Annotated in this window: 26 protein-coding genes; 11 read left to right on the forward strand and 15 right to left on the reverse strand. The window is 65.2% G+C overall.

Translation table 11 applies throughout. The features are described from left to right. Positions 1–65 precede the first annotated feature (65 nt). Both rplK and rplA read left to right on the forward strand, forming a co-directional pair. Positions 66–497, forward strand: a complete 432-nt coding sequence (rplK, locus tag HUW43_RS14720) for a 50S ribosomal protein L11 (RefSeq protein ID WP_011541735.1) — start codon at positions 66–68, stop codon at positions 495–497. 2 nt (positions 498–499) lie between these two features. Next, positions 500–1,198 carry a 50S ribosomal protein L1 gene (gene rplA, locus HUW43_RS14725; protein ID WP_188238104.1) on the forward strand — a complete coding sequence of 233 codons (699 nt, stop codon included), beginning with the start codon at positions 500–502 and terminating at the stop codon, positions 1,196–1,198. A 74-nt stretch (positions 1,199–1,272) separates the two neighbouring features. On the opposite strand, the gene HUW43_RS14730 is transcribed toward rplA, so the two are convergent. From HUW43_RS14730 to HUW43_RS14745, 4 genes are all read right to left on the reverse strand, one after another. Next, positions 1,273–2,631 (reverse strand): L,D-transpeptidase family protein, encoded by a 1,359-nt coding sequence (locus HUW43_RS14730; protein ID WP_223181565.1) that lies wholly within the window; start codon positions 2,629–2,631, stop codon positions 1,273–1,275. A 146-nt stretch (positions 2,632–2,777) separates the two neighbouring features. After that, positions 2,778–4,139, reverse strand: coding sequence for an acetyl-CoA carboxylase biotin carboxylase subunit (gene accC / locus HUW43_RS14735; RefSeq protein WP_188238105.1), 1,362 nt, complete (start codon positions 4,137–4,139; stop codon positions 2,778–2,780). Between the two features lie 9 nt (positions 4,140–4,148). After that, positions 4,149–4,640: an acetyl-CoA carboxylase biotin carboxyl carrier protein gene (gene accB, locus HUW43_RS14740; protein ID WP_188238106.1), complete on the reverse strand. Its 492-nt coding sequence runs from the start codon at positions 4,638–4,640 to the stop codon at positions 4,149–4,151. 66 nt (positions 4,641–4,706) lie between these two features. Beyond that, positions 4,707–5,147 carry a type II 3-dehydroquinate dehydratase gene (locus HUW43_RS14745; protein WP_188238107.1) on the reverse strand — a complete coding sequence of 147 codons (441 nt, stop codon included), beginning with the start codon at positions 5,145–5,147 and terminating at the stop codon, positions 4,707–4,709. A gap of 79 nt (positions 5,148–5,226) precedes the next feature. Here HUW43_RS14745 and thiS point away from each other — a divergent pair, with 79 nt between their 5' ends. Together thiS and HUW43_RS14755 are read left to right on the forward strand one after the other, a co-directional pair. Further along, positions 5,227–5,427 (forward strand): sulfur carrier protein ThiS, encoded by a 201-nt coding sequence (gene thiS, locus HUW43_RS14750; protein WP_317450873.1) that lies wholly within the window; start codon positions 5,227–5,229, stop codon positions 5,425–5,427. Beyond that, on the forward strand, positions 5,390–6,202 hold the full coding sequence (locus HUW43_RS14755; RefSeq protein WP_223181566.1) for a bifunctional sulfur carrier protein/thiazole synthase protein: 813 nt from the start codon (positions 5,390–5,392) through the stop codon (positions 6,200–6,202). Before thiS ends, HUW43_RS14755 begins: the two co-directional genes overlap by 38 nt. 12 nt (positions 6,203–6,214) lie before the next feature. Here HUW43_RS14755 and HUW43_RS14760 read toward each other — a convergent pair whose 3' ends face one another. Next, on the reverse strand, positions 6,215–7,861 hold the full coding sequence (locus HUW43_RS14760; protein WP_188238109.1) for a hypothetical protein: 1,647 nt from the start codon (positions 7,859–7,861) through the stop codon (positions 6,215–6,217). Between the two features lie 231 nt (positions 7,862–8,092). On the opposite strand from HUW43_RS14760, the gene HUW43_RS14765 reads away from it, so the two are divergent. Continuing rightward, the gene (locus tag HUW43_RS14765; RefSeq protein WP_188238245.1) at positions 8,093–8,275 is read left to right on the forward strand and encodes a CsbD family protein; all 183 of its coding nucleotides are present in this window, start codon (positions 8,093–8,095) and stop codon (positions 8,273–8,275) included. A gap of 73 nt (positions 8,276–8,348) precedes the next feature. On the opposite strand, the gene HUW43_RS14770 is transcribed toward HUW43_RS14765, so the two are convergent. The 4 genes from HUW43_RS14770 to HUW43_RS14785 all read right to left on the reverse strand — a co-directional run bounded on the left by HUW43_RS14770 (position 8,349) and on the right by HUW43_RS14785 (position 10,734). Continuing rightward, positions 8,349–9,098 carry a hypothetical protein gene (locus HUW43_RS14770; RefSeq protein WP_188238110.1) on the reverse strand — a complete coding sequence of 250 codons (750 nt, stop codon included), beginning with the start codon at positions 9,096–9,098 and terminating at the stop codon, positions 8,349–8,351. Between the two features lie 86 nt (positions 9,099–9,184). After that, a complete protein-coding gene (locus HUW43_RS14775; RefSeq protein WP_188238111.1) occupies positions 9,185–9,625 on the reverse strand; it encodes a DUF1330 domain-containing protein in 441 nt (146 codons plus the stop codon). Further along, positions 9,622–10,173: a GNAT family N-acetyltransferase gene (locus HUW43_RS14780; protein WP_188238112.1), complete on the reverse strand. Its 552-nt coding sequence runs from the start codon at positions 10,171–10,173 to the stop codon at positions 9,622–9,624. The genes HUW43_RS14775 and HUW43_RS14780 overlap by 4 nt, the downstream gene beginning before the upstream one ends. 162 nt (positions 10,174–10,335) lie before the next feature. Further along, entirely contained in the window at positions 10,336–10,734 is a 399-nt protein-coding gene (locus tag HUW43_RS14785; RefSeq protein WP_188238113.1) for a glycine zipper 2TM domain-containing protein, read from the reverse strand. Between the two features lie 183 nt (positions 10,735–10,917). Here HUW43_RS14785 and HUW43_RS14790 point away from each other — a divergent pair, with 183 nt between their 5' ends. Continuing rightward, the gene (locus HUW43_RS14790) at positions 10,918–11,139 is read left to right on the forward strand and encodes a hypothetical protein (RefSeq protein WP_120219739.1); all 222 of its coding nucleotides are present in this window, start codon (positions 10,918–10,920) and stop codon (positions 11,137–11,139) included. A gap of 20 nt (positions 11,140–11,159) precedes the next feature. Next, a complete protein-coding gene (gene rarD, locus HUW43_RS14795; RefSeq protein WP_188238114.1) occupies positions 11,160–12,074 on the forward strand; it encodes an EamA family transporter RarD in 915 nt (304 codons plus the stop codon). Positions 12,075–12,109: 35 nt separating this feature from the next. Here the strand turns inward: rarD and pyrC are convergent, their stop codons facing one another. Then, complete coding sequence (pyrC, locus tag HUW43_RS14800) at positions 12,110–13,132, reverse strand: dihydroorotase (RefSeq protein WP_188238115.1); 1,023 nt, start codon at positions 13,130–13,132, stop codon at positions 12,110–12,112. A gap of 68 nt (positions 13,133–13,200) precedes the next feature. On the opposite strand from pyrC, the gene HUW43_RS14805 reads away from it, so the two are divergent. Genes HUW43_RS14805 through HUW43_RS14815 form a run of 3 tightly spaced genes read left to right on the forward strand, consistent with a single transcriptional unit; the run spans position 13,201 to position 15,165 of the window. After that, a complete protein-coding gene (locus HUW43_RS14805) occupies positions 13,201–13,926 on the forward strand; it encodes a YgfZ/GcvT domain-containing protein (RefSeq protein ID WP_188238116.1) in 726 nt (241 codons plus the stop codon). Continuing rightward, positions 13,923–14,573, forward strand: coding sequence for a hypothetical protein (locus HUW43_RS14810; protein WP_188238117.1), 651 nt, complete (start codon positions 13,923–13,925; stop codon positions 14,571–14,573). The genes HUW43_RS14805 and HUW43_RS14810 overlap by 4 nt, the downstream gene beginning before the upstream one ends. A 34-nt stretch (positions 14,574–14,607) precedes the next feature. Further along, positions 14,608–15,165: a TIGR02281 family clan AA aspartic protease gene (locus tag HUW43_RS14815; RefSeq protein WP_188238118.1), complete on the forward strand. Its 558-nt coding sequence runs from the start codon at positions 14,608–14,610 to the stop codon at positions 15,163–15,165. 14 nt (positions 15,166–15,179) lie between these two features. On the opposite strand, the gene HUW43_RS14820 is transcribed toward HUW43_RS14815, so the two are convergent. After that, the gene (locus HUW43_RS14820; RefSeq protein ID WP_188238119.1) at positions 15,180–15,485 is read right to left on the reverse strand and encodes a YdeI/OmpD-associated family protein; all 306 of its coding nucleotides are present in this window, start codon (positions 15,483–15,485) and stop codon (positions 15,180–15,182) included. Positions 15,486–15,576: 91 nt separating this feature from the next. Here HUW43_RS14820 and HUW43_RS14825 point away from each other — a divergent pair, with 91 nt between their 5' ends. Next, positions 15,577–16,242, forward strand: coding sequence for an MBL fold metallo-hydrolase (locus HUW43_RS14825; protein WP_317450874.1), 666 nt, complete (start codon positions 15,577–15,579; stop codon positions 16,240–16,242). Positions 16,243–16,277: 35 nt separating this feature from the next. Here HUW43_RS14825 and bioD read toward each other — a convergent pair whose 3' ends face one another. The 4 genes from bioD to ilvN all read right to left on the reverse strand — a co-directional run bounded on the left by bioD (position 16,278) and on the right by ilvN (position 19,835). Further along, complete coding sequence (gene bioD, locus HUW43_RS14830) at positions 16,278–16,886, reverse strand: dethiobiotin synthase (RefSeq protein ID WP_188238120.1); 609 nt, start codon at positions 16,884–16,886, stop codon at positions 16,278–16,280. Then, positions 16,883–18,028 carry an 8-amino-7-oxononanoate synthase gene (locus tag HUW43_RS14835; RefSeq protein ID WP_188238121.1) on the reverse strand — a complete coding sequence of 382 codons (1,146 nt, stop codon included), beginning with the start codon at positions 18,026–18,028 and terminating at the stop codon, positions 16,883–16,885. The genes bioD and HUW43_RS14835 overlap by 4 nt, the downstream gene beginning before the upstream one ends. 157 nt (positions 18,029–18,185) lie before the next feature. Beyond that, on the reverse strand, positions 18,186–19,226 hold the full coding sequence (ilvC, locus tag HUW43_RS14840; protein WP_188238122.1) for a ketol-acid reductoisomerase: 1,041 nt from the start codon (positions 19,224–19,226) through the stop codon (positions 18,186–18,188). A gap of 93 nt (positions 19,227–19,319) precedes the next feature. Continuing rightward, on the reverse strand, positions 19,320–19,835 hold the full coding sequence (gene ilvN, locus HUW43_RS14845; RefSeq protein WP_188238123.1) for an acetolactate synthase small subunit: 516 nt from the start codon (positions 19,833–19,835) through the stop codon (positions 19,320–19,322). Between the last annotated feature and the right edge of the window lie 111 nt (positions 19,836–19,946).

Here is a 19,946-nt window from a genome sequence, read left to right on the forward strand (position 1 = left end):
CTGCTTGACCGCTTATTTTGAGCCCCGGACCCAGGTTCGGGGCGACAGAAAGAAAGGAGGCCGTCATGGCCAAGAAGATCAGCGGCTATATCAAGCTGCAAGTTCCGGCGGGGACCGCGAACCCCTCGCCGCCGCTCGGGCCGGCGCTCGGTCAGCGCGGCGTCAACATCATGGAGTTCTGCAAGGCGTTCAACGCGGCGACCGACGGGCTTGAAAAGGGCACGCCGACGCCGACGATCATCACCGTCTATGCCGACAAGAGCTTTTCCTTCGTCACCAAGACGCCCCCGGCGACCTACCTCATCAAGAAGGCGGCGAACCTGAAGTCGGGATCGAAGGAACCCGGCAAGATCAGCGGCGGCAAGATTGCGCGCTCGAAACTTGCCGAAATCGCCGAGATCAAGATGAAGGATCTCAACGCCAACGACATCGAACAGGCGACGAAGATCATCGAAGGCAGCGCCCGCTCGATGGGCCTCGAAGTGACGGAGGGCTGACCATGGCCAAGCTGACCAAGAAGCAGAAGGCCCTCGAGGGCAAGGTCGACAAGGCCAAGCTGCATGGCGTCGACGAAGCGATCAAGCTGGTGCGCGAACTGGCATCGGCCAAGTTCGACGAAACGCTGGAAATCGCGATGAACCTGGGCGTCGATCCGCGTCACGCCGACCAGATGGTCCGCGGCGTCGTCACGCTGCCCGCCGGCACCGGCAAGGATGTCAAGGTCGCGGTGTTCGCGCGCGGCGACAATGCCGAAAAGGCGCTGGCCGCCGGCGCCGACAAGGTTGGCGCCGAAGACCTGATGGAAGACATGCTCGCGGGCAACCTCGACTATGGCCGCGTCATCGCGACGCCGGACATGATGGGCATCGTCGGGCGCCTCGGCAAGACGCTGGGTCCGAAGGGGCTGATGCCGAACCCGAAGCTGGGCACGGTCACCCCGAACGTCGCCGAAGCCGTGAAGGCCGCCAAGGGCGGTCAGATCGAGTTCCGCGTCGAAAAGGTCGGCATCGTCCACGCCGGCCTCGGCAAGCTGTCGTTCGGCGAGGAAAAGCTGCGCCAGAACTTCGACGCCTTCGTCGACGCGATCGTCAAGGCGAAGCCGGCCGGCGCCAAGGGCAAATATGTCCGCAAGGTCGCGCTGTCGTCGTCGATGGGTCCCGGCGTGAAGGTCGATACGGCCGAACTGACCGGCGCCTGATCGAAGCGTATCGGATTTGGGGAAGGGCCGGGGGAAACTCCGGCCCTTTCCTTATGGCTGCCAGCCGACGGCGCTCAATAAATGCCGCTGGTCCCCGGCGTCGTGACGCGCACCGTCGTTTCGACCGTCGGGACGACCGGCGGCGCCACCGGCGCGATCACCGTTGCGGCCGGTCTGCCGGGCTTGGCGAAGCTTGCGACGACGGGTGCGTCGCGCTCGTACAGGTCGGCCAGCTTTTTCACACCGCCCTTGCCGTCGGGCACGACGGTCCAATAAGCGACATAGACGGGGAAGGGCTGGTCGAAACCGAAGCGCGTCGTCTTGCCGCTGGCGATGGCTTCGCCGAACTCCTCGGGGCTGCGACCTGCGAACATCACGGCCATCAGGCCCGAAAAGTGCAGCGCGCGTTCGGTGCGGATGCAGCCGTGGCTGAAGGCGCGCGCCGCGGCATTGAACGCTTCCTTGGACGGCGTATCGTGAAGATAGATGGCATGTTCGTTGAGCATTTCCATCTTCATCACGCCGAGCGCATTGTTCGGTCCCGGTTTCTGCACCACCGACAGCGTCTTGCCGCTGCCGGTCCAGGTATAGCCCTGCGCGCGCGCGGCCGCCGGGTTGCGCGCGATCGTCGCGCCGATGCCTTCGTTGATGATGCTGCGCGGCAGCGTCCAGTTCGGGTTGACGATGATGCCGGTCGCCATCGGGTTGAGCTGCGGCGTCGGGGTCGATTTCTTGCCGACGACGGCCTTGTGCGTCGCGATGACGGTGCCGCCATGGACGACGCGCGTCAGATATTCGGGGACATTGCTGACGACATAGCGTTCGCCAAGGTCACGCGGCATCCAGCGCCAGCGTTCCATATTGACGCGGATGGCGTTGGCGTCGGCGCTTGTCTTCGCCTTTTTCAGCGACGCCCTGAGCGCCGCGAAATCGGGATGGACGGGGTTCAGGCTCGCCAGCGTTTCGGGCACCGTCCCGGCGCCGAGCGCGGCGGTCAGAAGCGCGGGAAGCGGTTCGGTTTCACCATCGCTGTCGGTCATAAACCATTGTTTGCGCGCCGCATTGGGCGTGCGCCCGTCGCGCAGATGTGTGGCGAGCAGCAGGAAGGTATCGGTCGCGAGCTTGTCGAGCCGGGCCTGATCGTCGGCCAGGATCGCAGCGGCGAGCGCATCGGGATTATAATCTCTGGCGAACAGCCCTTCGTCGCCGACCCTTTCGATAAAGCTCAGCAGCGCGGTTGCATTCTCCTCCGTCCAGCTCGGCATTTCGATCTGCGCCGCGACGACCGGCGCGTCGTCGGTCACCTTGTCGGGCTGGAGGACGACCGAATCTTCCTTGACGTCGGTTTGCGCAAGCGCGGGGGCCGCGAGCAGGCCGAACGAAAGGAGGATGAGCGCAACGGGACGCGCGGCAAAGGGAGCGTTTCTGGCCATGGGCAAAGCCCATAGCCAAAAAGAAGCGCTGGCGAAAGGCGGCTACGGCACGGCTGACCGCAAGCCAGAAGCGCATTCGTCATTCCGGTGAAGGCCAGAGGCTCGACGGTGGAACCCCGGCCCGCGCAGGGGGCGACGGCCTGACCCTAGGCCGCGCCGCCCTCATCCTGCTTTGCCAGCCATTCTTCCAGCCATTTGATCGTATAGTCGCCGTGGATGACGTCGGGGTCGGCGAGCAGCGCCTGATGGAGCGGGATGTTCGTCTTGACGCCGCCGATCACCATTTCCTCAAGCGCGCGGCGCATCCGCATCATGCAGCTTTCGCGGCTGCGGCCATAGACGATCAGCTTGCCGATCATGCTGTCATAATAGGGCGGGATCGAATAGCCCGCGTAAAGCCCGCTATCGACGCGAACGTGCATCCCGCCCGCGGGATGATAGGCGGTGACCTTGCCGGGCGAGGGCAGGAAAGTGCGCGGATCCTCGGCATTGATGCGGCATTCGATCGCATGGCCGCGGAACTCCAGCTCGTCCTGCTTTACCGAAAGTCCGGCGCCGCCCGCGATGCGGATCTGTTCGCGCACCAGGTCGAAACCGGTGATCATCTCGGTCACCGGATGTTCGACCTGGATGCGCGTGTTCATCTCGATGAAGAAAAATTCGCCATTTTCCCAGAGGAACTCGATCGTGCCCGCACCGCGATAGCCCATCGCCGCCATCGCGTCGGCGCACACCTTGCCCATGCGGGCGCGTTCCTCGGCCGAAATCACCGGCGAGGGCGCTTCCTCGAGCACCTTCTGGTGACGGCGCTGGAGCGAGCAGTCGCGCTCGCCGAGGTGGATGGCATTGCCCCTGCCGTCGCCGAACACCTGGAACTCGATGTGGCGCGGGTTGCCCAGATATTTTTCCATGTAAACGGTCGGGTCACCGAATGCCGCAGCCGCTTCGGACGAAGCCTGACCCATCAGGCTTTCGAGGCTGTCCTCGTCGGGCACCACCTTCATGCCGCGTCCGCCGCCACCGGAGGCGGCCTTGATGAGCACGGGATAGCCGATGTCTTTGGCGAGCCGCTTCGTCTCGTCGTTGAATGTGACGGCGCCCGGCGAGCCCGGAACGACGGGAAGGCCCAGCGCGACCGCGGTGCGCTTTGCCTCGACCTTGTCGCCCATTGTGCGGATATGTTCGGGCTTGGGCCCGACAAAGATCATGTCATGCGCTTCGATGATCTCGGCGAAGCGTTCGTTTTCGGACAGGAAACCATAGCCCGGATGAATCGCGTCGGCGCCGGTGATCTCGGCGGCCGAGATGATCGCCGGAATGTTGAGATAGCTGTCCTTCGCCGCGGGCGGGCCGATGCACACCGCCTCGTCGGCGAGGCGGACGTGCATGGCATCGGTGTCGGCGGTCGAATGGACCGCGACCGTCCGAATGCCCATTTCGTGACAGGCACGGTGGATGCGCAGCGCAATCTCGCCGCGGTTGGCGATGAGCAGTTTTTCGATGGCCATGGGCGGACCTTATCCGATGGTGAACAGCGGCTGGTCGAACTCGACCGGCTGGCTGTTCTCGACATGCACGGCTTTCAACGTGCCCGCCGTCGGCGCGGTGATCGGGTTCATCACCTTCATCGCCTCGATAATCAGGATCGTGTCGCCTGCCTTCACAGCCGAGCCGACGGCGGCAAAGTTCGGCGCCCCCGGCTCCGGCGCAAGATAGGCGGTGCCGACCATCGGCGACTTGACCGCGTCGGCGAAGCTGTCGGCAGCGGGCGCTGCGGCAGCGGCGGCGGCAGCGGGCGCCGGAGCGGTGGCGGCGGCGGGCGCGGCTGCCGCGGACGGCGGCGCATAGGCGACGGGCGCGGCGGCGGCGGTCAGGTTGCGCGCGACGCGCACTTTGCGGTCGCCGTCTTCGACCTCGATTTCGCTCAGCTGCGTGTCGTCGAGCAATTCGGCGAGCGCGCGAACGAAAGCCGGATCGATGTTGATGCCATTGTCTTTATGGTCACCCATGAGATTTGTCCTGTTGTTGCGGCACCATTGCAAGGCGCCTGACCCCGTTTTTGACGCGTCCTATTGTCAGAGACGGGCGGCGGCGTCCAGCGCCAGCGTGTAGCTGTTTGCGCCATGCCCCGCAAAATGAGCCGCGGCCGCCATGCCGACATAGCTGATATGACGAAAGGGTTCGCGCTTTGCCGGGTCCGACAGATGCACCTCGATCACCGGCACCTTGATCGATTTGATCGCGTCGTGGATCGCAATCGACGTGTGCGTATAGCCTCCCGCGTTCAGCAGCACGGCCTTGGCGCCCGATATATAGGCTTCGTGCAGCCAGTCGATCAGCACGCCTTCATGGTTGGTCTGGCGGCATTCGACGCGCAGGCCCAGACCGGCCGCCTGCGCCTCCAGCCGGGCGTGAATATCGTTCAGCGTGTCATGGCCATAGATTTCGGGCTCGCGCGTGCCGAGCAGGTTGAGATTGGGGCCGGACAGGACGAAGACGGTGGGCAGGTCGGGCAAAGGCTTGGCTTTCGGTTGCTACGATGCGCACTCCCCCTATATGGGCTGCTTGGCAAAAGGCAAAGCGAGGCGCTTTCACGTGATTTCGGTCATCCTCAACGGCGAACCCCGGCAGGTGCGCGAGGGCAGCATCGCCGATTTGGTCGCGTCGCTGGGCCTTGATGTGATGAAAGTCGCGGTCGAACGCAATCGCGCGATCGTGCCGCGCTCGACGCTCGCCGACGTCGCGCTTGCCGAAGGCGATGCGCTGGAAATCGTTCATTTCGTGGGAGGCGGTTGAGTTGTCATCGGATCAATGGAGTGTCGCCGGGCGGACATTCACGTCGCGGCTGATCGTCGGCACCGGCAAGTACAAGGATTTCGAGCAGAATGCCGCCGCGGTCGCGGCGTCGGGGGCGGAAATCGTTACCGTCGCGGTGCGCCGCGTCAATGTGTCCGATCCGGCGGCGCCGATGCTGACCGACTATATCGACCCCAGGAAGATCACCTACCTTCCCAACACCGCAGGCTGTTTCAACGCCGACGACGCGATCCGCACGCTGCGCCTCGCGCGCGAGGCGGGGGGATGGGATCTGGTGAAGCTGGAGGTGCTCGGCGAGGCGAAGACGCTCTATCCGAACATGCGCGAGACGCTCGAGGCGACCGAGGTGCTCGCCAAGGAGGGTTTCCTGCCGATGGTCTATTGCGTCGACGACCCGATCGCGGCGAAGCAGCTTGAAGATGCGGGCGCGGTCGCGATCATGCCGCTGGGTGCGCCCATCGGGTCGGGCCTCGGCATCCAGAACCGCGTGACGATCCGCCTGATCGTCGAGGGCGCGTCGGTGCCGGTGCTCGTCGACGCCGGCGTCGGCACGGCGAGCGATGCTGCCGTGGCGATGGAACTCGGCTGCGACGGCGTGCTGATGAACACCGCGATTGCCGAAGCCAAAGACCCCGTGCGCATGGCGCGCGCGATGAAACTGGCGGTCGAGGCGGGGCGCGATGCCTATCTGGCGGGCCGGATGGGCCAGCGCCGCTATGCCGACCCGTCGAGCCCGCTGGCGGGGCTGATCTGATCGCAGAGTCGTTCATTCCGGCGGTTGCAGCAGACTGAGTTCGTTGGTCAGCTTGATCCGGTCGATCTGCGCCTTGAGCATGGCTATGTCGGCGTTGACCTGCGCCAGTTCGGCAGCGGCAAGCCGTTCCGCCGAATCGTCGCGCGCCGCTTCGATCAGGGCTTTTTGCTTGGTCAGCATATCGAGTTGATATTGCAGTTGTGCCAATTCCTCGGCGCGCGCGGCTGCGGCGGTCTCGCGGAGATATTTTTCGTCGGCGCGCCGCCGGTCCTCGCGCTTTTCGGTGTCGCTGCGCACTTGTTCGGCGATGTTCGCGGCGCTCGTCGCCAGCCGCGCAAGCGCGGCTTCCTTGGTTTCATATCGCTGCTTGTCGATCCGGCCGTCCTTGCGCAGTTCGACCGACAGCAGTTCATTTTCGAACGGACCGCTCGCGAACTTCAGAAAACGCAACGTACCGAGCTGGGGCACCCACAATGGTTCGTCCTTCAGCGCGGTTTTCCAGTCCGCGGACCCGGCAACACGATATTCGGCGACAAGGCTGGCGCGAACCGGCTCGCGAATCAAAAGGCCCTTGGCCGGCGCGCCGGATGGCAGACGGTAGGCGAGATTGGCGGCGGCGTCGGCGGACCGGCGCGTCTGAGTGACGGGGGCGAACCGCAGCCGGACGTCGATCGATTTCTGGAGGACCGCAATCACCGCTTCGCAATGCGCGTCGAGCGCCGCGTCATCGCCGACCAGGGTTGCAGGATCCAGCGGCACGCCGCTGATGCCATTCCAGGCGACAAGTTGAAAATTGGCGCAGAACTTTCGTAGCTTGCGCGAGGAATCCGAAAAGCGGACGTCGTGCTGGAGATCCTCTGCACGCGGCGTCGCCGACGAGGCGGCCGGCCAGCGAAGCTCGGTTTTCGCGCTGAGTGCGGCGGTTGCGTCGGCCAGCGTCGTCTGGGCGGTCTTGATCGCGGCAGCAAGCTGCTGCTGCTTCTGGACCTCCTGATACAGTCCGTCCATCATCGCCTTGTCGAACCGGCGGAACACCGCGAGTTCTTTCAGGCGCTCGACATGGGCGTTGACGGCATCGAGCTGGGCGTTCAGCCGTTCGAGATTGTCGGTTTCGACCTCAACCGCGGCCAGACGCTTCCGCGCCTCAGCCGAGCACCACAAGCGGATGGACTGCGAGCTTTCAAGCACATTTTTCCAGGGCGAGGACTCGCCGACCGCATCCAGCGGCACCGGGATGCCCGCGGTCGCCCCGGCAATCGCGATTCCGGTTCGCGCGACCGCCGACAGGATGTCGCCGGTTCGGTCGTCGGCGCTGGCGTTGAACGATTTGAGCGTGTCGAGATCGTCATATTTCTCGATCGCGAGCGAGGATGTCTTGAAAACCGAACTGAGCGCGGAGGGGTCGATCTCGAACCTTTCGCCTTCGACATAGGATTCCTTTGCGGTCGCCTTGACCGCGAACACAGGCGCGGCCGTCGCGTCGCAGGAGGAAAGCGACCGGGCGAGTTCCAGATCGAACTGGACCATCGGAAGGGCGTAGGAGGCGCCCTTCAACGCTTCGCCCTCTGCGGGCGCGGCAACGTCCTGCGTCCGAAAAGTCGCAACATGGGTACAGGCCGCAAGCGGCACGATCATGGCAGCGGGAATGAAATTGCGCATCGCCGACCCCCCTGAACAGGACAAGAAAGGAACTGTTTTTGCGATGCCCAGAGGCCGAGGGTGCCTGAACCGGCGCTGATTGCAACCGATATCGTTGCCACATTGGCACGAAACACGATCTGTCCCGGCGCGGCGTCGCCTGATCGTTGCCGACGGAACGATGGCAGCATGCGGGCGTTGCCTTATCAAGAGGTTGGTCGACAGCCTCTTGGAAAACAACGGAGAATTATCATGGGTGAACTCACCGAAAAAGCGAAAGGCCTGGCCAACGAAGCCGTGGGCAACGTCAAGCAGGCGATCGGCAAGGCGACAGACAATGAGCGCCTTCGTGCCGAGGGCGAATTGCAGGAGCGCAAGGGCGAAGCCCAGAATCTGAAGGGCAAGGTCAAGGGCGCGCTAGGCGACAAGGTCTGACGCGCGACCGTCCATATGCTTGAGAAGGCTCCGGGGCGCCGGTCCCCGGAGCCTTTTTCGCTTGAAGGAAAACCTATTTGCCGCCTGATGCCACCAGGTCGACGTCGGTCATCCCGCCGTCGCGGCGCAGCATCAGCACATAGGCCAGATCGCCCTTGGTGCCGCCGAGCATATGTTCGTTGCCGTTGACGCGGTGGTCGCTCGTATAGCCCGCGCGGATCGCCATGGTGTGATAATAATCGAGCACCGCCTGCATCGAGGCGGCGGTCTGGAAATTGACGACGCGCAGGTTGCACTTGCCGCCATCGACGCCCGCGGCTTCGCGCAGCGTCGCGCGCGGATAGATTTTGAATGCCGCGGGCAGGCGGTTTGCCCAGCCATTGCCATAGGTCAGCTTGGCATTGCAGCCGCCCTTTTGCTGGTCGCGCGCCAGCGCGCCGATGGTCACCGGGCGCGCCTGCGCCTCGCAGCCGTCACAGCCGGCTTCCAGCGGCAGCGCCTTGGGCGCGGAGAGCAGTTTGCCCGCCTTGAGCGCCGCGGCGGCCTCTGCCGCCGTCGCCGCCTTGCCGCCGGCAAGGCCGGGAACGCCGCCGTCGATTGGATGGTTACCGGGTCCGGCGGCGTTGCGATTCGATTGCCCCGCAAGCTTGGGGTCCACCATGATCCTGTCTTCGAGCGCGCCCCTGATCGCGGGATCGCCGCTCGCCGCGTCGCCGTCGAGCGGAGCGAGATCGGATTTGGCTTCGGGTTGGTCCCGGCACCCGCCGAGCGGCATCGCCGCCATCAGCAGCCCGGCGACCAGCCATTTTCCGCGCACCATCATCGCTAACACTCCCTTAATCTTTTCCCCGGATTGCCCGATCCTGGTTAAAAAGGGGCAAAGAAAATGCGTTAACAGGTAAGGCTTTATTAGCCAAAACCTGTCTCGGACCGAGACGTTTTCGGTGCGCAGCGAATGAGCCGCGAGGTTGCGACCGCCGCCTGGCGGTGGACGACGGCGGCGCGATAGACGGGATCGGTGACCATTTCCAGAAAGGCGCCGCTGTTCGGATATTCGGCGATAAACACCGCATCCCAGCGCTCGGTCGCGGGTCCGATCACCATCGCCTCCATCGTGCCTGTCCAGACGATATGGCCGCCGACACGGCGAAAGACCGGGGCGCTGTCGGCGCCATAATGGCGATAGGCCTCGGCGCCGGTCAGGCCTTGCCCCGCGAGCGGGTGATCGTCCGCATAGGCCGCCTTGTCGCGGAAGCGGACGAGGTTGAGCATGTGAATGACGGTATCGCGCGGCAGCGCCTTGAAGGCGTCGAACTGCACGCGTTCGGGATCGACATGCTGGTCGGTCACGGTCGGAACCCCTTTCGCTTGATACGCCAGGCGTCGGCACTTTGCGTCCAGGCATCGACAGGTGCGTCCTCAAAGGGCGCGGGGAGGCGGGTCGGTCCGCTGTTCATCGCCCCCAGCCGCATCGCCAGCGCCTGCGACCGCGTGTTCGCGGGGTCGATGCTGTGCATCAGTTCGGGCCATTTCAGAAACTCGACCGCAAAGTCGCACGCCGCGATACAGCCTTCAAAGGCATAGCCCTGACCGGCGAACTTCGCGCGCACGCCGTAACCGATTTCGGGCGCGGGCCACCCGTCCGGCTCCCAGGGGCCAAGGCGGCCGACCCATTCGCCGCTGGCGCGCTCGATCACCGAGAACATCGAAAAGCCGCGGATATGCCAGGCGCCGGCGAGCGTGCACCATTGACGCCAGGCGGCCGACCGCGGGCAGGCGCCGCCGATGAAGCGCATCGTCTCCTCTTCGGCGCACATCGCGGCAAAGGCGTCGAAATCCTCCGCCGCGGGCGGACGAAGAATCAATCGCTCGGTGACGAGCAGGGGGCCGTTCAGCATGACAATTCCCTTTCCCGCAGCGTTGGACGACGCTTGTGGGGCAAGAACGGTCGATGAACAAGACGCACATGCTTGAGGGCACCGGCGTTTAACCGGTGCCCTCGCCATCAACGTGTGCGGGTGGAGGGGTCTCAAACCCGCACGCGAGACGGTTTCTGTTCGTCAACGGCAGCGATATTTGTCGCGATCAATCTCGCGGCCGAGCAGCGCACCGCCTGCGGCGCCAAGCACGGTGCCGAGCAACTTGTCGCCGTCGCCCGCGATCTCGTGACCCGCGAGGCCGCCGACGGCGCCGCCGATCAACAGGCCAGTCGTGCCATTGTCCTTTCGGCAATAATAGCGACCGTCATTGCCGCGCCAGATGCGCGAATCCCGGCCAAGACGTTCGCCACGCGCATAATAGCGGCGATCCTTGCGCTTGCGGTGAAAGTCCGACGCCTGGTCGAACGCGTGATAACCCGGCGCCTTTGCCGGGGTGGTCACACCCGCATGGAGCGGCGTGGTGCCAAGGACACTGGCGGCGACGAATGCGCCCATCAGGCCTTTGCTCAAGATACGCATGACAAATCCTTTCCTGGTTCGGCGCCTTCACCCCGCAGGACGGGATCGGGCGCTTCGGGAAGGAAAACGAGCCAGGTCCGAATCCCGTTGCATGAACCAGAAACAACAAGATGAATCGACCGCATCCATCGACGAACCGAAAGCCCCTTGCCGCATCGGCGGCGGCGTGCGAGAACCCCGATCATGCTCAACATCGCTTCGCTCGCCATCGGGGTTATCGCGCTCATTCTGGCGGTTTTCGCTTTTATTCCGCTGCTCGGCTGGGCCAATTGGGTGATCGTGCCTTTCGCCGTGGTCGGCCTCGCGCTCGGCGCGATGTCGGACAAGACGAGCGGGCGGAACCTCAACATCGTGGTCGTCATCATCGGCGTCATCCGCCTGATGCTGGGCGGCGGCATCATCTGATCCTTTAGAAGCGCGGCGTCATGGCACAGGCAGCGGCCCCCGCGGGGAGCGATCAGGGCGGCCTGCCCTTTGCGATCGCCGCCTATGGCATCTGGGGATTTGTCCCGCTGTTCTTCAAGCTCGTCGACAGCGTCCCGCCGGTCGAAGTGCTGACGCAGCGGATCATCTGGTCGCTGCCGCTCTGTTTCCTCATCATGCTTTTCCGCCGCCAGATCGGCGAATATGCGGCCGCGCTGAAGCATTGGCGGACGCTGCGCCTGCTGCTCGCGAGTGCGCTGCTGATCGCGGTCAACTGGCTCGTCTATATCTATGCGATCTTCACCGACCATGTTCTTGCCGCCAGCCTTGGCTATTATCTCAATCCGCTCGTCAACGTGATGCTGGGCATGATCTTCCTCGGCGAACGGCTGTCGCGGATGCAGCTGCTCGCGGTGGTCATCGCGGGCATCGGCGTCGCGATCCTGCTCGCGGGCGCGCTCGATACGCTGTGGATCAGCCTGACGCTGGCCTTTTCCTTCGGCGTCTATGGTCTGCTGCGCAAGGTTGTGCCGGTAGGGTCGCTTCCCGGCCTGTCGGTCGAAACGACGGTGCTGCTGCTGCCGTCGCTCGCGCTGTCGGCCTGGTATATCGGCATCGGCGACGGTCGCGGCTTTGCTTCCGACATGTCGATCAGTCTGCTGCTGATGGCGGGCGGGGTAGTGACCGCGGTGCCGCTGCTGCTCTTTGCGACGGCGGCGCGGCGGATGAGCTACGCGGCGCTCGGCTTCGTGCAATATCTGGCGCCGACGATCCAGTTCCTGCTTAGTCTGTTCGTTTTCGGCGAGCCAATGAAAGCCGCCCAGCTTGCCTGTTTCGTGCTGATCTGGATCAGCATCGCGGTGTTCAGTTTCGACATGTGGCGCAAGATGCGCGCCGAGCGGATCGTGGCGGCCTGATCATCGTTGCCCCCTTGAAGGCGGGGGGCGCTGGATCAGACCAGCCGCCAGCCGATCGTTTCGCCCGCATGAAAGGGCACGACCTCGCCGATCCGGTCGGGGACGACGACGTCGGCGCGCTCGAGCATCACCGTGCCTTCGTTGAGCGGCAGGCCGTAGAAGCGCGGACCATGCTCGCTCGCGAACCCTTCAAAATTGGCCAGCGCGCCGTCCTGATCGAATGCCATTGCATAGCTTTCGAGCGCATAGGGCGCATTGAAAATGCCCGCGCAGCCGCACGACGCTTCCTTGGTGTGGACCGCGTGCGGCGCGCTGTCCGTGCCGAGAAAGAATTTGGGTGAGCCCGATGTCGCCGCGGCGCGCACCGCGAGCCGGTGATGCTCGCGCTTGGCGACGGGCAGGCAATAGGCATGCGGCCGGATGCCGCCGACAAGCATCGCGTTGCGATTGATGTGGAGATGCTGCGGCGTGATCGTCGCGGCGACATTGGCGGGCGCGTCGGCGACGAACTGCGCGGCCTCGGCGGTGGTGATATGTTCGAACACGATCTTGAGCGCGGGCAGCGCGCGCACCAGCGGTTCAAGCGTGCGGTCGATGAACACCGCCTCGCGGTCGAAGATATCGACGTGCGCGTCGGTGACCTCGCCGTGGATGAGCAGCGGCATGCCGATGTCCTGCATCCGTTCGAGCACACCCATGATGTTCGCGACGTCGGTGACGCCGTGCGCACTGCCCGTGGTCGCATGCGCGGGGTAGAGCTTGGCGGCGGTGAACACCCCCTCGGCATGGCCGCGCGCGATTTCGTCCGCGTCGGTGGCGTCGGTCAGATAGGCGACGATCAGCGGCGTGAAATCAAGCCCGGCGGGCACCGCGGCATTGATACGGTCGCGATAGGCGCGGCCTTGCTCGGCGGTGGTTACCGGCGGCGACAGGTTGGGCATGACGATCGCGCGCGCAAACTGGCGCGCGGTATAGGGCACGACATGGGCCAGCATCGCGCCGTCGCGCAGATGGACGTGCCAGTCGTCGGGGCGGCGGATTGTCAGGCGGTCGGTCATGTCATTCTCCCCCCTCTCCTTCAGGGGAGGGGCTTTAACTTGGTTCCCGCGCTCCCTATTGTCCGCGCATGGCTAACACAACCCTTGTGGACCGCGCGCTCATCCGTCTGTCGGGCGAGGACGTTCGCGGCTTCCTTCAGGGCCTTGTCACCAACGATGTGGCAGGCAATCTGCCTGTCTGGGCGGCGCTGCTGACGCCGCAGGGCAAGGCGCTGTTCGATTTCCTGATCTGGGCGGACGGAGAGGATCTGCTGATCGACTGCGAGCGCGACGCCGCGGATGACCTTGCGAGGCGGCTGACGCTCTATCGTCTGCGCCGCGCGATCACGATCGAGCGCGAACCCGATCTGTGCGTCCATTGGGCGCCCGACGGCGACCTTGGCGTCGTCGATCCGCGTCTGCCCGAACTCGGCCAGCGCTGGCTCGCTCCCGCGGCTGAAGGCGAGGGCGCCGACGCCGCGTGGCGCGCGCACCGACTGGCGCTCGGCGTCGCCGAGGGGCGCGGCGAGCTGGGCGACGGCACGACGCTATGGCTCGAATGCAATGCCGCCGAACTGAACGGCGTCAGCTTCGCCAAAGGCTGTTATGTCGGACAGGAAAATACCGCGCGGATGAACTGGCGGCAGAAAGTGAACCGGCGGATCGTCGTGCTGCCGCTGAGCGAGGCGGACGAGAAAAGGCAGGTGGTCGCCTATCCCGACCTTGGCTGGTCGGTCGAGCATCGGCGGATCGAGGCGATCGATCCCGCCACCGCGCCGGCGTGGATGCGCGAGGGTCTTCTCGCCAGTTCATGACAGGTGCAGCCACGGCTGCTATCATCGTGTCGATGCGCGCCCTGCTGATCTTGTCGGCGTTCGCCGCCGCTATCGCTTCCACCGCGCCGCTGGCCGCGGCGCCCGAATCGCTGCTGCCGACCGCAGACGAAGCGCCGCGTCCGCTCGCGCGGCTCGCGCCGCTTGCGGCCGATTCGCCGTGGACCCCGCGTTTCGCGGCGGCGGCGGACGAACTGGCGGCGGCGCTGCGCGCGCGCGACGAGGCGCGCTGGGCGCCGATGCTCGGCGGTCAGTGGCTCGCGCCCGCCGATCGCGCGCGGGTTCGCGCGATGCTTGCCGATCACGACAGCCCGTTCGGTGAAGCCTTGTGGGGCCGGACGCCCCCGTATCGCGCGATCTTCGGCTGGAGCGCCCCCGCTTCATTGAGCGCCGACGAGCGCGCGGCAATCGAGGCGGGGCAGGAGGCCGAGGCACTGGTGTGCTGGTCATCGCGCGGCGAAGGCGTGTGGCCGGTTACCGCATCCGAGGCCGACAACCGCCCCGGACGTCCCCACGCCTGTGTGCGCATCGCTTACAGCATTCGCGGCGAAACGCCCAGGTGGCGCGCCTTCATCGAACAGGGCGATGGTGCGCCTGCCCGTCCGACCGCGCGGCGCGACCCCGTTTAACCAATCCCCAACCCCTGTTTGCGACAATATGCCCATGATCGGGCGGTTTCTTGGTCTGGCGGTCGCCATCACGGCGGTGTCGGTCGGCGTGGCGAGTGTCGCCAGTCGTTCGGCGGGCGATGACGGCGCCGAAACGGCGGCCGTCGATTCGTCCGCCAATGGCAACTGGACGACCGAGCGCGGCAAGCGCGGCGGCTGGACGTCCGCGCCGGGGCCGGCTTCGTCCGGCGGCGAGGTGCGTCTCGCGCGGGCGGGCGATTCGCATTTCTATGCCGATACGCAAGTGGACGGCACCGATATACGGATGATGGTCGACAGCGGCGCGTCGGTCGTCGCGCTGACGCGGCGCGACGCCGAGGCGATCGGGATCGACGTTGACCGCCTGCCGATTGGCGGCATGGCGCGCACCGCGGGGGGCGATGTCCCGTTGCGCACGGTGATGCTGGACCGTGTCGAGGTTGAGGGGATTGCGGTGCGCGATGTCCGTGCTGCGGTAATCGACGCCGACATGGGCGTGTCGCTGCTCGGACAGAGTTTTTTGTCGAAGCTCGACGCGGTGAATGTCGAAGGCGACACGATGACGCTGCGCTGAGGCGCCCGTGCGACCTATTTCGCCGTCTTGTCGATCAGCACGGCCTGCTGCCAGCGGCTCGGTGCCTTGTCGGTGCGATGAATACATCCGGCCCAGCAGCAGGGGCGTTTTTTTCCTTCGTGCAATTCCTCGACGGTCCGCGCGATCCGGCGCGCGCGCGTCTTGTCCTGCCTGGCGTCGTCGACCCAGCAGATGAACTCGTTACGCCCCAGGGGAGTCAGCGCCTGCCACAGCGCCAGCGTCGATGGATCGGCGGTGATGGCCGCCTGCATATCCTCGCGCGCGTCGTGCACGGTGCCGTGAAGGAAGGCATGGGTCATGGCGCAAGGTCATAAGCCCGCCCCGCCGCCGGGTCAAACGACCGGGAGGGAGCGGCTTGCCATTTCCGCTGCTTTTCCCCACATCGGCGCCATGAACGCTCCCAATCCCCCGATGCGCGCGGCGATCGTGCCCGTCACCGCCTTTCAGCAGAATTGCACCTTGCTCTGGTGCACCGAAACCAACAAGGCGGCTTTCGTCGATCCCGGCGGCGACCTGCCCAAGCTGAAAGAGGCGGTGCGTCAGACGGGGGTGGAGGTCGAGAAGATCCTTGTCACCCATGGCCATATGGACCATTGCGGGCAGGCGGGGATGCTGGCGAAGGAACTGGGCGTACCGATCGAGGGCCCGCACGAGGACGACCGGTTCTGGATCGAACGTTTTGCCGAGGATGGCGCGCGTTTCGGCATGGTTGGCGAGCCTTTCGAGCCCGACCGCTGGCTGGTCGATGGCGACACGGTGACGGTCGGCAATCTGACGATCGACGTCATCCATTGCCCTGGACATACGCCGGGGCATGTCGTGTTCCATCATGCGCCGTCGAAGCTGGCGATCGTCGGCGACGTCATCTTTCAGGGTTCGATCGGGCGCACCGATTTTCCGCGCGGCAATCACCAGCAACTGCTCGCATCGATCACGCAGAAATTGTGGCCGCTCGGCGGCGACACGACCTTCCTGCCGGGGCATGGCGCGCACAGCAATTTTGCGCACGAACGCCGCACGAACCCGTTTGTAAGCGATATGGCTTTGAACAACTAGGTCGTCATCCCCGCCTTTGCCGGAATGACGGATGGCTAGCGAAAGTCGGCAGGGTCGAAGTGGGCAGCAAAGGCGGCCGCCAGTTTATGCGGCGTCAACGGATCGATGATCGGCAGGCGGCCCAGCCGACGGACCCCGCCGATTTGCGCGATGATCGCCTCGCTGTCCTCCACCGCGTCGCCGAGGAAGGCGAGCCCGTGGATAGGCACGCCGCGCGACCGGAGCGCCTCGATCGTCAGCAGGCTATGATTGATCGTGCCAAGACTGGTCCGCGCACAAAGGATCACCGGGATTTGCCAGCGCGCGAAAAGGTCGGCGTAAAGGGTCGCACGCGTGACGGGAACGAGCGCGCCGCCCGCCCCCTCTATGATAAGGTCGCCGGGCGGCGGGACGAGGGTTGCGACGTCGATCTCGACCCCGTCGATTTCGGCGGCGCGATGCGGCGATGCGGGGGTGACGAGGCGGTAGGCTTCGGGCAGGACGGGGACGCCCGCAAGGCGCCCGACGGTCGCGCTGTCGGTTTCTTCTTCAAGCCCCGATTGGATCGGCTTCCAGTAGGACGTGCCGGTCGCCTGCGCCAGAGCGGCGGAAAAGACGGTTTTTCCGATGCCCGTGTCGGTGCCGGTGACGACGAAGCGCGTCATGCGACGGCCATCGCGGTGGCGAGTGCGTCGGCCAAATCGTCGATATCGCCTTCATCGACGTTCAGCGTGATTGCGATGCGCAGGCGTGCGGTGCCTTGGGCGACGGTGGGTGGACGGATGCCGCGAATGTCGAAGCCTGCACGCTGAAGCTGGTCCGCGATGCGCATCGTGCGGTCGTTGTCGCCAATGATCACCGGCAGGATTTGCGTGCCGCTCGCCGGGATGCCCAGCGGGACAAGACGTTCAGCGGCATGGCGGACGCGTGCGTGGAGGCGCGCCTGACGCTCTGGCTCGTTCGCGACCGTCTCGATCGCCTGTCGGACCAGCCACGCGATCAGCGGCGACGGGGCGGTCGAAAAGATGAAAGGGCGCCCGCGGTTTATGAGGAAATCGCGGACGATTGCGGGCGCACAGAGCAGCGCGCCTTCGACGCCCAGTGCCTTGCCGCAGGTGTGCAGCGTGATAAGGTTGTCGCGGCGTGCAAGACCGTGCGACAGGCCCGCACCGCCGGGACCGAAGACGCCCGTTGCATGGGCTTCGTCGACGATGAGGATAGCGTCGTGACGGTCGGCAATGGTGGCGAGGTCCGTGAGCGGGGCGCGGTCGCCGTCCATCGAATAGAGGCTTTCAACCGCGATCCACGGTGTTCCGACGCCGCCGCCCGCGCGCCAGCGGACGATGATATCCTCGAACGCCTGCGCGTCATTGTGCGCGGCGGCGACATGGCCCGCACGGCCAAGCTTCATTCCGTCGTGCGCGCTCGCATGGATGAGTTCGTCGTGGACGACCAGGTCGCCGCGCTGCGGCAAGGTTGCAAAAAGTGCGGCATTGGCGGCGAATCCGGTCGCGAAAAACAGCGCCGCCTCGCTGTCGTAATGACGCGCGGCCTGCGCTTCGAGCGCTTCATGCTCTTCGTGATTGCCGCGCAGCAGCCGCGAGCCGCCCGATCCGACGGGGATGCCGCGTTCGATGCCCGCGGCAAGCGCGGCGCGCAGCGCGTCCGAGCTGGCGAGGCCCAGATAGTCGTTCGATGCGAAATCGCGCCCGGCGCGCGGCGCAAGGGCGCGGCGGCGGCCGTGGTCCGCGAGGGCGTCTAGATCCTTGCGTTGGGTGTCGAAGGGAATGGTGAATCTCGCGGCCATGTGGACCCCATGTCATACACCCCTCCTGTTCAGGCGAGGGGTTGGGGCGGGACATCGAAATCTTGCGCGAGGCCGATGGCCCCACCCGCTGCGACGAGCGGGCAAAGCCCGCAAGTCTCGCTGTCCCTCCCCCGAAGGGGAGGGGGTTTGAAGCTCGTCAGTTCTTCGCCTTGTCCACCAGCTTGTTCTTGGCGATCCACGGCATCATCGCGCGCAGCTTGGCGCCCGTCTGTTCGATCGGATGTGCGGCGGCGGCCTTGCGGCTCGCTTTCAGTTCGGGCTGGCCGGCCTGATTGTCGAGAACGAAATCCTTGACGAAGCGGCCCGACTGGATGTCGGCGAGGACGCGCTTCATTTCCTTCTTCGTTTCTTCGGTGATGATGCGCGGGCCGGTCTTGATATCGCCATATTCGGCGGTGTTGCTGATGGAATAGCGCATGTTCGCAATGCCGCCTTCATAGAGGAGGTCGACAATCAGCTTGGTTTCGTGGAGGCATTCGAAATAGGCCATTTCAGGGGCATAGCCCGCCTCGACCAGCGTTTCGAAACCCGCCTGGATCAGGTGGGTGATGCCGCCGCAGAGCACCGCCTGTTCGCCGAAAAGGTCGGTTTCGCATTCTTCCTTGAAGGTGGTTTCGATGATGCCGCTGCGGCCGCCACCCACTGCGGATGCGTAGGAGAGGGCGAGCGCCTTGGCATAGCCATTGCCCGACGCCCCCGGCCCCTGTGCTTCCTGCGCCACCGCGATCAGGCAGGGGACGCCGCCGCCCTTTTGATATTCGCTGCGCACCGTGTGGCCGGGGCCCTTGGGCGCGACCATGAACACGTCGATATCGGGGCGCGCTTCGATCAGGCCGAAGTGGATGTTGAGACCGTGCGCAAAGGCGAGCGCGGCGCCGGGCTTCATGTTGGGGCCGATGTCGTCGGCATAGATTTTCGCCTGATGTTCGTCGGGGGCGGCGATCATGATGACGTCGGCCCACGCGGCGGCCTCCTTGTTCGACATGACCGTGAAGCCCGCGGATTCGGCCTTTCTGGCAGTCGGCGAACCGGGACGAAGCGCGATCGCGATGTCCTTGACGCCGCTATCGCGCATATTCTGCGCGTGGGCGTGACCCTGGCTGCCATAGCCGACGATGGCGACCTTCTTGCCCTTGATAAGCTCCTGGTCGGCGTCGCGATCGTAATAAACCTGCATGTTCTTTCTTCCCCATAGTGCGTCCCCGCGAAGGCCGGGACCCATTTGATGTTGACTGGACCCCCGCCTTTGCGGGGAAACACGAAAGTGAAGCTAAAGCGCCTCCGGCCCGCGGGCGATGGCGACGACGCCGGTGCGGCCGACCTCGACCAGCCCGCATTCGCGCATCAAGGCGATGAAGCGGTCGACCTTGTCGCTCGTCCCGGTGATCTCGAAAATGAAGCTGGTCAGCGTCGTATCGACCACCTTGGCACGGAACACGTCGGCCATGCGCAGCGCCTCGATCCTTTTGTCGCCGGTCCCCGCGACCTTCACCAGCGCGATCTCGCGTTCGACGTGCGCGCCGCCGTCGGCCAGGTCGGTGACCGAGTGGACGGGAACGAGCCGGTCGAGCTGCGCGATGATCTGGTCGATTACCGCGGGCGGGCCGCTGGTGACGATGGTGATCCGCGACAGCGCATGATCGGCGCTGATGTCGGCGACGGTCAGGCTTTCGATATTATAGCCGCGCGCGGAGAAGAGACCGGTGATCTTGGCGAGAATGCCGGCTTCGTTGTCGACGGTGACGGCGAGCACGTGGCGCTCGCCCGCTTCGGTTTTGATTTTCATGGCGGTTACTCCGCCTCCCGCAAGCGGGAGGGGCTAGGGGTCGGGCGAGCGAAGCGAGCATGCGACGTGGAGAGGCCCACCCCGCTGCGACTAGCGAACAAGTTCGCAAGT

The organism is Sphingopyxis sp. LK2115 (genome assembly GCF_014595975.1).
Lineage (GTDB): Bacteria > Pseudomonadota > Alphaproteobacteria > Sphingomonadales > Sphingomonadaceae > Sphingopyxis.